7 protein-coding genes are annotated in these 13,468 nt (G+C 59.4%); 2 read left to right on the top strand and 5 right to left on the bottom strand.

Annotated features, from left to right (window positions below):
* Both L888_RS0100550 and L888_RS0100545 read left to right on the top strand, forming a co-directional pair.
* Nucleotides 1-1,518, top strand: a complete 1,518-nt coding sequence (locus tag L888_RS0100550) for a bifunctional ADP-dependent NAD(P)H-hydrate dehydratase/NAD(P)H-hydrate epimerase (RefSeq protein WP_027951451.1) — start codon at nt 1-3, stop codon at nt 1,516-1,518.
* A gap of 40 nt (nt 1,519-1,558) precedes the next feature.
* The gene (locus L888_RS0100545; protein WP_005844067.1) at nt 1,559-2,650 is read left to right on the top strand and encodes a DUF4831 family protein; all 1,092 of its coding nucleotides are present in this window, start codon (nt 1,559-1,561) and stop codon (nt 2,648-2,650) included.
* Between the two features lie 232 nt (nt 2,651-2,882).
* Here L888_RS0100545 and L888_RS0100540 read toward each other — a convergent pair whose 3' ends face one another.
* The 5 genes from L888_RS0100540 to L888_RS0100520 form a co-directional block, all read right to left on the bottom strand.
* The gene (locus tag L888_RS0100540; RefSeq protein WP_005844069.1) at nt 2,883-3,896 is read right to left on the bottom strand and encodes a class II fructose-bisphosphate aldolase; all 1,014 of its coding nucleotides are present in this window, start codon (nt 3,894-3,896) and stop codon (nt 2,883-2,885) included.
* A 201-nt stretch (nt 3,897-4,097) separates the two neighbouring features.
* On the bottom strand, nt 4,098-6,995 hold the full coding sequence (locus tag L888_RS0100535) for an outer membrane beta-barrel protein (protein ID WP_027951449.1): 2,898 nt from the start codon (nt 6,993-6,995) through the stop codon (nt 4,098-4,100).
* Between the two features lie 27 nt (nt 6,996-7,022).
* Nucleotides 7,023-8,249 (bottom strand): sugar MFS transporter, encoded by a 1,227-nt coding sequence (locus L888_RS0100530; RefSeq protein WP_027951448.1) that lies wholly within the window; start codon nt 8,247-8,249, stop codon nt 7,023-7,025.
* A 495-nt stretch (nt 8,250-8,744) separates the two neighbouring features.
* A complete protein-coding gene (locus L888_RS0100525; protein ID WP_027951447.1) occupies nt 8,745-10,946 on the bottom strand; it encodes a glycoside hydrolase family 3 C-terminal domain-containing protein in 2,202 nt (733 codons plus the stop codon).
* 16 nt (nt 10,947-10,962) lie between these two features.
* Complete coding sequence (locus L888_RS0100520; RefSeq protein ID WP_027951446.1) at nt 10,963-13,464, bottom strand: glycoside hydrolase family 2 TIM barrel-domain containing protein; 2,502 nt, start codon at nt 13,462-13,464, stop codon at nt 10,963-10,965.
* Nucleotides 13,465-13,468 lie beyond the last annotated feature (4 nt).

The raw sequence follows: 13,468 nt of genomic DNA, 5'->3' as shown, positions 1-13,468 counted from the left end.
ATGAAGATACTCACAGCAGCTCAGATTCACGAGCTTGACAAATATACTATAGAGCACGAACCCATCAAGTCGATAGACCTGATGGAGCGCGCTTCCAAGGCCATTACCCATGCCATCATGGAGGAATGGTCGGATCGCACACCGGTCATCGTGTTTGCCGGACCGGGCAACAATGGCGGCGATGCACTGGCCGTGGCCCGAATGCTGGCCGAAGCCAAGTATCAAGTCGGCGTGTTCCTCTTCAACATCCACCGCAAACTGTCCGAAGACTGCGCCGCCAACAAGCAGCGACTCATCGACAGCAAGCGAGGCATTAAGTTCACAGAGATCAGCCTCAACTTCGATCCGCCCGAACTGACAGCCGACACTCTTGTGGTCGACGGGCTCTTCGGGTCGGGCCTCAACAAGCCGCTCATGGGCGGATTTGCCTCGCTGGTGAAATACATCAACCAGAGTCCGGCCCAGGTGGTAAGCATCGACATGCCCTCGGGACTGATGTGCGAGGACAACACCTACAACATACGCACCAACATTATCCGGGCCGACCTGACCCTAACCCTGCAACAAAAGAAGCTGGCCATGATGCTGCCCGACTGCCAACCCTACGTGGGGCGGCTCCGGGTGCTCGACATTCGGCTGAGTGAGAAGTATATCCGGCAGGCCGAAGTGTCGTGCCGCATTCTGGAAGAAGAGGAACTGCGTCCCCACCTGCGCCGTCGCGGCGACTTCGTGCACAAGGGTTCCATGGGCAACGCCCTGCTCATTGCCGGCAGCTACGGCATGGCCGGTGCGGCCATTCTGGCCGCCAAGGCCTGCATGCGGGCCGGCGCAGGCAAGGTGACGGTGCACACCCCGAGACGCAACTACGGCATCATGCAGGTTGCCGTGCCCGAAGCCGTGATGCAAATGGACCGCGAAGAGACCATCTTTTCGGACAGTGTGGAGAGCAATGACTTCGATGCTTTGGGCATCGGGCCCGGGATTGGGCAGAGCGAGAACACGGCCATCGCACTCATTGCACAGATTCGACGCACACAGTGCCCCATCGTGGTGGATGCCGATGCACTGAACATTCTGGCCAGCCATCAGGCCTGGATGCAGCAACTGCCCAAGGGCATCATCATGACTCCACACCCTCGCGAGTTCGACCGCATGGCCGGAAGCGCAAGCAACAGCGACTACGAACGACTCATCCGAGCCCGTCAAATGGCCGAGCATCTGCAGGGATACCTCATCCTGAAAGGGCACTATTCGGCCCTCTGCATGCCCGACGGACACATCATCTTCAACTCCACGGGCAACAGCGGCATGGCAACGGCCGGCAGCGGAGACGTGCTCACGGGCATCATCACCGGACTGCTGGCCCGCGGCTACAACCGCGGCGAGGCCTGTATGCTGGGCATGTACCTGCACGGACTGGCCGGAGACCTGGCCGTCAAGGAAGTGGGCAAGGAGAGTCTGGTGGCCGGAGACCTCATCAAGTACCTGCCGCAGGCTTTCAAGAGAGTGGAAGACTGACAAGAACCAAGTATTCACAACTCAAAGATTACGATACAGCATGGACATGACAGACAAGAAAACCACCCCCTGTTTCGGTACCCGCGTGCTGGCCGGACTGCTTATACTCTCCGCCAGCACCGTGCCTACCAGCCTCCAGGCACAGTCTGTCGAGGGCACAAGCTACTATCTGCCTAAGACAGCCCTGCGCTACACCATCCAAGTAGAAAAGACCACTTACACTGCCGGACGGCTCGCACCCTACGCCCGCCGCTACCTGAAACAGGACGTGGAGCAGAACTCGGCCACGAGTTACCGCATCATCGGCATCACGACCGACCGGCTGGCCCTGCCCGATACGAGCAAGCGCTTCCAGCTCACCACCGATAAAAAGTACAGCATACACAAGGTGTGCCGTGCCAGCAACGGACAGTTGCTGGCCATCAACGCCGAAGCTGAACCCGCGGCCACCCCGCAGCCCACTTTCACGCCGGCTCCCAAGCCTCAGCCGGTAAACCCCAATGACTTCATGTCCGAGGACATTCTCAATGCCGGCAACCCCGCCAAGATGGCCGAATTGACCGCCCGCGAGATCTACGACATACGCGAGAGCCGGAACCAGCTGAACCGCGGCGAGGCCGACTTCATGCCCAAAGACGGGGCGCAGTTGCGCATCATGCTGGCCAATCTGGACAAGCAAGAGCAGGCGTTGCGCTCGCTTTTCGAGGGCACGGTGACCAAGGACACCACATGGACTTCCATCGACTTCACGCCGACCGCCGAAGGCCGGAGCCTGTTGTTCCGCTTCTCCCAGCACTATGGACTCACCAGCACCGACGACTTGGGCGGCTCACCTTATTATATTCAGGTGGAAGACCTGCACACCGTAGCCCCTCCCACACCCATCGCACCCGGTGAGAAGAAAGAGGACAAGAACGACATCGGTCTGCGTGTATGCCAGCCCGGCAGAATCAGACTGACCGTCAGCGACAGCCAACAACAGATGCTCGCCACAGACGAAGTGCTTGCCCCGCAGTTCGGCACCACCGAATCGCTGAGCGGCGAACTCTTTGGCAAAAAACAATCCACCAGAATTGTTCTTTCGCCACTGACGGGAAGCGTGAAAGCCATCGAGTCTTTCACCCAAAACTAAATGGCAAACGACGAGACGAAATCGCCCGAAAGGATAAACGGATTCTCCCAAACTGCAATGACGCATCCCAATAACAGCCATGCAGTGTCTCCCAAAAGACAATAGAGAATCCAAACAAAGACTATGAAAATCCATAGAAATGCCGGCCCACTCCTGAGGAGTGGGCCGGCATTTCTTATTGCGAAGACACACCGTTCGGCGCAGGAATCCCCGCGCCGAACGGGTCTACCTATCAGTCGAGCTGGGCAAGCTTGTTGTCGCTGCCGAGCACATCGGTGATCTTCTCCTTGTACAGGTCGATCATGTAGTTGCGGGCCACCTTGCCATACTGGCGGGGATCGAAGTAGTCGGGGTGCAGGGCCAACGTCTCGCGCACGCCTGCCGTGTAGGCCAGACGGGAGTCGGAGTCGATGTTGATCTTGCAAACCGCACTCTTGGAAGCCTTGCGGAGCTGGTCTTCAGGGATACCAACGGCGTTGGGCAGGTTGCCGCCGTACTTGTTGATGATGTCAACATACTGCTGAGGAACCGAAGAAGAACCGTGGAGCACGATGGGGAATCCGGGGAGTTTCTTCTCAATCTCGGCCAGTACATCGAATGCAAGGGGAGGAGGAACGAGGCGACCGGTCTTCGGGTCACGGGTGCACTGCTCGGGCTTGAACTTGTAAGCGCCGTGGCTGGTACCGATGGAGATGGCCAGAGAATCGCAGCCCGTGCGGGTGGCGAAGTCGATAACCTCCTCGGGTTTGGTATAGTGAGACTCCTCGGCAACCACGTCGTCCTCCACGCCGGCCAGCACGCCGAGCTCGGCTTCAACGGTCACATCAAACTGATGAGCGTACTCCACCACCTTCTTGGTGAGGGCAATGTTCTCCTCATAAGGCAGAGAAGAGCCGTCGATCATCACAGAAGAGAAGCCCATGTCCACGCAGCTCTTGCAGAGCTCGAAGCTGTCGCCATGGTCGAGGTGCAGCACAATCTCGGGATGCTTGCAGCCCAGCTCCTTGGCGTAGGCCACGGCGCCCTCTGCGAGATAGCGCAGCAGCGTCTGGTTAGCATAGTTACGGGCACCCTTGGAAACCTGAAGGATAACCGGCGACTTCAGCTCGGAAGAAGCCGAGATGATAGCCTGAAGCTGCTCAAGATTGTTGAAATTGAATGCCGGAATGGCATAACCGCCGCTAACGGCTCTCTTAAACATCTCGCGCGTATTGACGAGACCTAATTCTTTGTAACTAACTGCCATTTTATTATAAGTTTAAAAATGAATAGCCTATACTATTATCCACCTGCAAAAATAACAATTTATTTCCTTACGTCCAAGGCTGCACACGCTTTTTTCGCGCCGTATTCGGGTTAAAAAGGTTAATTCCGTCCCACCGCCGGAAAGCGGCTTCGGGTTTGCCACGTCGGTTTTGCATTTGTCCGGCTCCGCCCTGAAGGCGGCTCAATACCGTGGCGCCTTGGCTCCCAGCGTGAACTTATAGGCCACGTGTGCCATCACATAGCGCGTCAGCGTATTGGTCCACACCTCCGCGCGGCCTTGGGAATCGAGCGTGAACGAGGTGTTGCTGAGCTGGCCGAGAATGTCGAAACCGTCTACCGAGAGCGTGAGGCGGTCTTTCAGCAGCCGCTTGGTGAGCCGCGCGTTCCACACCGTTTCGCCGGTGTTCATCCGGGCATCGTTGTAGCCCCGCCGCCTGTAGTCCGTCAAATCCGTGGACAACTGGAGCCCCCACGGCAGTTCGCACGTGCCGCCCAGCCCCACCCGGACGTTCCATGAGCTCACCCGCTGGAAGTCGCTGCGGTCACTTGTGGCCCGCTGATGGTCGGCATTGGCCGAGAGACGCAGCTGCAAACGGCTGCCGAGCTGGTATTCCAGCGTGAGCTGTTCGGAGAAAACCCAGTTGTGCACCTCGCTCCGCGAGGGCTGCGTGCCCTCCACCGTGGTGAGGTCCACACTGTTGTTGTAGTTGGCCGACAGGTTGCCATGCAGCGAGAGCCGCTTGCGACGGTCGACGGGCAGCCCGAAACCCACGTTGCCGCTCAGGCTCCAGTTGCCGTCCACATTCACCTGCTGCGTGGTGGTGACGCCCGTCTCCTTGTTGTAGAGCATGGAGGTGGCGACGGCATGCTGCACCACACTGTAGTTGACGCCCACGTTGCCATACTCCTGTGAGCGCATGCGGAAGAGCGAAGCCGAGAGCCCCACGCTGTGGGTGCGGGCCTTGTGCAGGCCGGGATTGCCCAGCCTCACCACCAATGGGTCGGCATCATCGCGGACATCGAGCAGCGAAACGAGCGAGGGCTGCGTCTGGCTGCTGTTGTAAGAGAACGAGACATTGCGCATGCCCGTGGAATCATTGAACAGGTAGTCGGCCCTGACGCTCGGACTGAAGAACGTGGCATTGCGGTCGCGGGCGTAGCTTTTCGCCCGCACATAATCTATCCGCTCGTGCCGGAACTCCACGGGCAGGCTCAGATAGACCGACCATCTCGGCATCTGCACGCCGTCGCCGTGGATATAGGTGGCCTGCAGCCCACCCGTGTGCGACCTGGTGTGCTCGCGGCTGCTGTAGCTGTTGCCGGCATCGCGCACGGAGAGCAGGGCCTCCTGCGTGGAGGGCAGCATGCCCAGCGCATAGGTCTCGTCGGTATAATCGGCCAGCCGGTCGAGCCGATAGAGGGAGTAGTCGGAGGCCTGATAGCTCTGGTTGAACCGATAGAAAGGCCTGACAAACATCGTGTTCAGCTTGTCGGAGTCGCGGTTGAAGAAGCGGCTGTAGTCCACGTTTACGCTCAACGCATAGTCCTCGGTGGGGGTGGTGCTGTATTGATGGCGGCGGTCCTGCGTGCCCGCACCGGCGGGATAGTCCACCCGGTTCAGCGCATGGCGGTAGTTCTTGCCGTGGTTGTAGCGCAGGTCGCCGGCAACGGAGAGCATGTTGTCGAAGTCACCGGTCTTGCCCAAGCGGTAATTGTCGCGCAGCGAAACGACGCTGCCCAAGCTCTGCCCGTGGTTCTGGTTGTCGTTGCGCACGCGGTTGACGGTCATGGCCAGCAGCCGCCGGCCCGCACCGGGACGAAACAGGCTGTCGAGCAGGGCCGACGACGCCGGGCGTTCGCTGAACCGCCCCGACAGGTTGCTCCCCCACCCCTCGTTGCGGGCATAGGTAAGGCCGAACGAACCACTGATGAAATGGCGGCCGGGCGTGAGTCCGAAGCTGTTGTTCGTGGTCCACGCCGCCGTCTTTGCACGCGACGCGTCGCGACTCAGCCCGTAATAGTCGCCCCCCGTGAGAAAGGTCTGCGAGGTGGTTTGGGTCAGCGTTTCGTTGTCGGTATGGGCGAAGCCGTTCTCCGACTCCACGTAGGTGTCCTCCGTCTTGCCCTCCCAGCGATAGTTCAGCCCGGCCGTCTTGCGGGCCGAGAGGCCGCCGCCGGTGTCGGGCTGCGGGCTCATGTCGTAGTCGCCGGGCACGCTCTGGCTGTTCAGATTGTTCATCGAGCCCAGCAGCGTGAGCCGCGCATGCTTGGAATAGTGCATGGCAAACAGCTGCCCCGAGTACCGATGGTTGGTGCCGCCGGCCATGTCTGCGTTGGCCAGCAGCCCGCGTTGGTATTGCTTCTTCAGCCCCACGTCGAGCACCAGCTCCTTGTCGCCCATGTCGCGCCCCATCATTCGGCTCTCGCGTCCGCGCTTATCGTAGGCCTTTACCTTGTCTACCGTGTAGGCCGGCAGGTTCTCGAGAGCCTTCTTGGCATCGCCCTTGAAGAAGTCGCGACCGTCTACAAGCAGTGCGCTCACGGTGCGCCCGTTCACCTTGATGACGCCGTTCTCCAGCGTTGTGCCGGGCAACTGGCGTATCAGCGCATCGAGCATGGAGCCCTCGCTCAAGCTGAAGGCCGACGCGTCGTAGACCACTGTGTCGCCCCGCATCACCATTTTGATCTTCGTTGCCTTGACCACCACCTCGTCCAGCAGCCGTGCTTCCTCCTCGAGCCGAACCTCGTCGACGTACTGTTCGTTCACGCGTTCGGCCATCTTCACGTCCACGCGGCGGTACAGTGTGCGGTAGCCCACCATCGAGAAGCGCAGCAGATAGGCAGTGTTGTTGTCCACGTCAATGTCGTAGCCCACGGTCTTCCAGCCAAAGACCGTGCGCTCACCCGTCACCGCCGACCGCACGAGCGTGCTGTCGGCCAGCCTCAACAGCTCCACGGTGACGCCCGGCAACTCCTCACCACTACGGTCGTCGACCACGCGCCCCGTCAGGTGGCGGCCCTGCGCAGGGAGCCACAGGCCCAGCAGGAGCAACAGCAGGGAACAGAATCGACAAGACATAGGGCAATCGGCAGGGGCACGCGGCACTCACAGCAGCAGCACCTGGCTTTTGCCCTTGCGCGTCAGCTCGGAAGCAAAAAGCAGCACCACGAAGAATCCGAGGAAAGGAATGATGAACGGCATGCTCATCATGTGGGTGGCATCGGCAATGATTCCCATGAGCAGAAAGCCGCAGCCACCGATCGGCGTCATCATGAGCAGCGACGAAGCACTCTTGGTAAGGTTGCCCAGATGGCGCAGGGCCAGCGAGAAAATGGTGGGGAACATGATGGCCTCAAAGGCATAGTTGCAGATGAGGGCCACCATTGACACGCGCCCCAGGTTGAGCATCACCACGCCGATGCACAGCACACTGCCCGCCGCGCAGAACAGCAGGGCGTGCTCGGCCCGCACTTTGCGCATGATCCAACTGCCTGTAAACCGCCCCACCATGAAGAGAGCCAGGGCCACCGTGAGCACAATGGAGGCCACGTTGTCGGTCATCCAGCCCTTGGCGGTGACGTAGTTGATGAAGTAACTGTTGATGGAGATTTCGGCAATCTCGTAGGCCAGCAGGGCAAAGAGGCCGAAGACGAAGGCGGGGTGATGGCGGAAGAGCTTGTTGATGCGCGTGCCCCGGGTACGGTCTTCCTCGGTTTCGTGGTGCCTGATTTCGGGCAGGTTCACACGAGAGAACACCACAGCGATGCCCAGCACCAGAATGCCCAGCACGGTGTAGGGAATGACGATGTTGCCGCCGCTCTCCGTACCGTTGAAAAGGAACTGGCCGACGAAGAACGTGGCCGAGAGCGAGCCCAGCCCGTTGAACGACTGCGAGAAGTTGAGCCGGCTGGTGGCGCTGGTCGGATTGCCCAGCTCAGTGACATAGGGATTGGCCGAAGTCTCCAGAAACACCAGCCCGCAGCCAATGATGAACAGCGCACCTAAGTAGGCATAGAACGTTCCGGCCTCGGCCCCGGGGATGAACAGCAGGGCGCCGATGCCGAAGAGCATCAGCCCGAAGACCACGCCTTTCCGATAGCCGTGCCGGTTGATGAACCACCCGGCCGGGATGGCCATGATGAAATAGCCCAGATAGGTGGTGACCTGTATGAGCGACGACTGCGTGATGGAGATGTCGAGAGCGTTCTGAAAATGCTTGTTCAGCACGTCGAGGATGGCCCGGGCGAAGCCCCACAGGAAGAAGAGCGACGTGACGAGGACGAACGGCAGCAGGTACTGCCGGCTGGTAAGAGCTGTGTGTGGTTCTTTCATGAAATGTGAATGCGTACTATTCTGCGGTGTCGATAAACGTTACGGATGCCGGCCGTCGCCACCGCGAACCGTTCGTGATGCCCTCTGTCTTCTTGACTTGGGCACCCGCACGGACTCCCGCGAACGCCAGTGCATACTCCTTACAACGGCGCAAATATAGGCAAAATATTCATGAACTGCAAGCCTTTGCCCCCCTTTTTTGCCGTTGCGCCCGTCTCCCCCCGCTGCAAAACCCTTGAAACGGCCCTGCCGTCACACCGTAATCGCGTCGCGTTCACGCCGCAATCGCCCGGCCGTTGCGCCGCAATCGCATCGCGATTACGGCGTGGAGGTTGGGTGAAGAAAGGGAAACGGAGGGATGATTGGGGGCGAACAACGTTGGCGCAGGGGCCGGCACGGAGGCCGACCCCTGAGTTTGGAACAAACGTTACGCCGTGCATCGGGGGTGCAACAAGCGTGGGGAATGGATGCCCAAAAAGGCATCCTGCTCCACTCTTACTTCAATTCAAACCTTGCCGATGCGCGTACATCAGTCTCGCTTGCGCAGACATAGGCCGTGAATGTGCCTGGCTCGGCCACAAAACCATGGGTGCGTTCCGACCAATATTCAAGATCTTCGCGCGTAATGTCGAAGTGCACGGTTTTGGTTTCGCCGGGCGCAAGACTCGCCTTGGCAAAGTTTTTCAGCTCTTTCTTGGGGCGATCCTCGCTGGATTTGTCGTCGCCAACAAACAGTTCAACAACTTCTTTGCCTGCCATGCGCCCCGTGTTGGTGACAGGGACCGAGAGGGTTATCTTGCCGTCCCGGTTCATGGTTTGGGCCGAGAGCACAGGCTTGCCATACTTGAACGTGGTGTAGCTCAGTCCGAAACCGAAGGGGAACTGCGGCGCTACGCCCTTGGTGTTGAACCAACGATAACCCACGTAGATGCCCTCGTCGTAATACACCTGCTTGTCCACGCCGGGATAACCGCGCTTGCCAAACTGGAAACAAGGATAGTCGGCCTCGCGTTTGGCAAAGGTCACGGGCAGCTTGCCGCTTGGGTTTTGCTTGCCCGAAACAAGTTCGGCCAGCGTTTCGCCCGACATGGAGCCCAAATACCAGCAGTGCATCAGGCCCTTGACGCTGTTGATCCATGGCGTGGCAAAGGCGTTGCCGCCAAACGTAAGCACAACGATGTTCTTCTGCACCTTGGCCAACTCGGCTATCAACTCGTTTTGGCCATACGGCAGGTCGTAGCTTTCGCGGTCGCCGTTTTCGCAATCTTGCTTGTGGTTCTTGTTCAGCCCACCCACAAAGACAATGAGGTCGGCCTCCTTCGCGGCCTGCAAGGCCTCGGCTTTCAAGCGATTGAGCGAATCGGACAGCAAGGGGTCCACCTCGTCATAGAGCGGTCTGCCCGCATAATAGCCCCGTGCGAAAGAGATTCTGTCACCATAGACAGCCCGCAATCCGTCGAGAGGCGATATGTCGAACTTGGTTTTCAGTTCCGAACTTCCACCGCCTTCGCTCATATTGCGCACCGCATTGTCGCCCACCACCAATATATGCTTGTAGCGACCGGGGGCAATGGGCAATATGTTGTTCTGGTTTTTAAGCAGCACCGCGCCCTCTGCGCCGATGCTCTTGCATACGGCGTAATGTTCGGCCGAGCACTGGTTGCCCACGACCTTGCGCGGGTTCATGGCCGTGCGGAAGATGGTTCGCAGCACGCGCTCGGCCTTGTCGTCGAGCACCGACATGGGAATGCGGCCCTCCACGATGAGCTTTTCAAGCGGATTGGCCATGCGGTAGCTGTCGAAGCCCTGCGAACGGTCTTCGGTCTTGCCGTCGGTGTCGGTGCCCATCTCGATGTCCAGGCCGTTCATGGCCGCCTGCCACGTGTCGTGACAACCGCCCCAGTCGCTTATGACCACACCGTCAAACCCCCATTCTTTCTTCAATATCTTGTTGAGCAGCGAGTCGTTGTGGCACATGTGTTCGCCATTCCATATCGGATACGAACCCATGATGCTCCAAACCCCCGCCTGCTGCACACATTTCTTGAACGCCGGCAGGTAGATTTCGCGCAAAGCACGCTCGCCCACGTTCACATTGAGCGTAAAACGGTCTATCTCCTGATTGTTCAAAGCAAAGTGTTTGAGGCAGCAAGCCACACCGTTGGCCTGTGCCCGCTTGATGTAAGGCACGGCCATCTCGCCCGCCAGACAGGGGTCTTCGCCCATGTATTCAAAGCTGCGCCCGTTAAGCGGCACGCGGCAGATGGTGGTTCCCGGCCCCAAGAGCACGTCTTTGCCGCGAAATGCGAACTCTTCGCTCACGGCATGGCCATATTCGCCGGACAAATCGCGGTTCCATGTAGCGGCCAAGCAGGTCAGAGAGGGGAAGGCACAGATGGAGTCGTTGGTCCATTGGGCCGTGTTCCATGAGCCCCAACTCACTTCGGCACGCACGCCATGCGGCCCGTCGCTCATGTTGAGCTGCCTGATGCCCAGCCTATGCACGCCCGCCGAAGTGAACATGCTCTGCGCATGAATGAGCTTTATCTTCTCGTGAACGGTAAGCCGTTTCAGCGCATCCTGCACGCGAGCCTCGACGGGAGCGTCTGGATTGAGGTAAACGGGGCGTGAAATTTGGGCCGGTGCCGCAAGGGCGAAAGCCATCGACAGGGCAGTCACAGATAATTTACGTTTCATATACTCAATGTTTTTATCATTTGGTTTCTATTGTAAGCTGGGCTTTTTGCAAGTCAACACCCTTGGCCGTGAGGCTTACGGTGCCCGCTTCTTTCCCCATGCGCAGCACCACCAGGCACTTTCCGTAGAAAGCACGGCGGTTTCCGGCTTGAAACCGCTCCGTCGAAGCGGGGTCGCCATTGTCCACGCCCGCGATGTGGGCGTCGCCTTCGATGGAGAAAAACAGGTCGTTGGCGGCATTGGGACAGACGTTGCCGTCCTTGTCGACCACTTCTGCCACTACGAAAGCCAGGCTCTTGCCGTTGGCTTCGGGCTTGATGCCGCGTGCCAAGGGCGTGTGCGGGTCTATGGACAGGCGTATGCCATGGGGTGCGCCCGCTGTGCGGATGGTGCGCGTGGCCACCACCTCGCCGTCTTTTCTCGCCACGGCCACCAGCTCTCCCGGGACGAACTTCACGCGCCACATGACGTGGTATTGGTGCGAAGAGGCCTTGCGGCGCACGCCCAGGCTTCTGCCGTTAAGGAAAAGTTCCACTTCGTCGGCCCCGTTGTAATAACACCACAAGTCTACGTCTTGCCCCTCAATCCAGTTCCAATGCGGAAAGAGATGGAGCACACGCCGGTCTGTCCATTCGCTCTGGTACATGTAATACGAGTCTTTGGGGAATCCCGCCAGGTCTACCACGCCAAAATAACTGCTGCGCGCGGGAAAGCCATAGGGCGTGGGCTCGCCGATGTAATCGAATCCTGTCCACAAGAACTGCCCGCTGCACCATGGCGCATGCTTCACCACGTCCCAGGTCTGCTCGTGGGTAGAGCCCCAGGGCACGTGGCAATTGTCGTAGGCCGAGCATTGGAAAGTGGGATTGGTATAGGGTGTGTACCAGTTCTCTGGGCAAAGCAACACCGAGTCGCTGGGCATCCGATAATAACCGCGCGTCTGCAAAGCCGACACGCTCTCCGTAAGGATGAAGGGGCGGTTGGGGAAGTTGCGTGGCACGTCTTTCACCCATTGGTGATGGTAGTTGAACCCGATGATGTCGAGTGCACCGCTCTTAAACAGATGGTTGTCGGGGTTGGGCTCGTTGCATCCCGCCGTCACGGGCCGCGTGCTGTCCAGAGCCTTGACCACGCCTACAAGCCGCCTTGTCAACAGCGAGTTGGCACTCATCGTTGCATCGTTCGGGGCGAGCGACGTGGATTTCCGACCGAAGTTCAGCACCAGGTTCGTCTCTTCCAACGAAAGCGTATCGGCATTGGCGTCGCTCCATTGCTCCAACACCTCGTTGCCAATGCTCCACATCAGCAGGGAGGGATGGTTGCGGTCGCGGCGCACCATGTCGGCAAGGTCGCGTTCGGCCCATTGGTCGAAGAAGCGTGCATAGTCGTTCTTGCTCTTTCGCTTGCGCCACATGTCGAAAGATTCGTCCATCACGATGAAGCCCATCGTGTCGCACATGTTGAGCAATTCGGGAGCGGGCGGGTTGTGCGAGCACCGTATGGCATTCGTTCCCATGGCTTTCAGGATGGTCAACTGCCTGTGCAGGGCGTCTTCGGAGAGGGCCGCGCCCAGACATCCAAGGTCGTGGTGCATGCACACGCCGTTTATCTTCATCGCCTTTCCGTTGAGCGAGAAGCCAGTTTGGGCATCGAAACGAAAGTGACGCACGCCCGTGGGGGTTTCGTAGGCATCGGTCACGCGGCCGTTGACAAGCACCTCGGTCAACACCTTATATATATAGGGCCGCTCAACGCTCCACAGTTCAGCGTTCCGCAAGACGAGCCGCTGTGTGTTCTCGGTCTTGCCGGCCATGCCGAACGTGGCTTGCGAGGCGCCCACCTTGCGCCCTTGGGCATCAAGAAGCGTGTGCCGAACGGTGGGGCGAAGGCCTTTGCCCGTGGTGTTCTCAAGGCTTGTGGTTAGGCTGAACACGGCATCGCGCCCCTTTCGCACCGTTGCCGTTACGTAAGTTCCCCAATGTGCCACGCTCACGGCAGACGTCCGCGTGAGCCACACGTGGCGATAGATGCCGCAGCCGCTGTACCATCGGCTGTTGGGCTGGTCGCTGTTGTCCACCCTTACCGCCAGAAGATTGTCGCCCGAGGGGTGAAGGTAGGGCGTGAGCTCGTATCTAACGCTGCTGTATCCGTATGGGCGCGTGCCCAAGGCGTGGCCGTTCAGGTAGACGGTGGCACTCATATACACGCCATCGAAGTCGATGAAATAGCGTTCGCCAGCCTCAACGCCTAACTTGAAACGCTTGCGGTACCAAGCCGTTCCACCCGGCAACGCCCCCCCGCTGGCCCCCGAAGGGTTGGCCGCGGAGAAGTCGCCGGCTATCGCCCAGTCGTGGGGAAGGTCCAACGTGCGCCAGGTGGTGTCGTCGTAATCGGCCGATTGCCACGCCAGCGAGTCGCCCATGGCGAACTTCCACGCCGCATCGAAGTTGTCGCGCTGGCGTGCAGCGGCTGTGAGGGCCACAAGCAAGAGGGCGAAAAGAGTCGTCTTGAACTTCATTGCC

Source organism: Hallella seregens ATCC 51272, assembly GCF_000518545.1.
Taxonomy (GTDB): domain Bacteria; phylum Bacteroidota; class Bacteroidia; order Bacteroidales; family Bacteroidaceae; genus Prevotella; species Prevotella seregens.
Note: the sequence above shows the minus strand (reverse complement) of the source record. Positions and strands in the feature narration are given on the sequence as shown.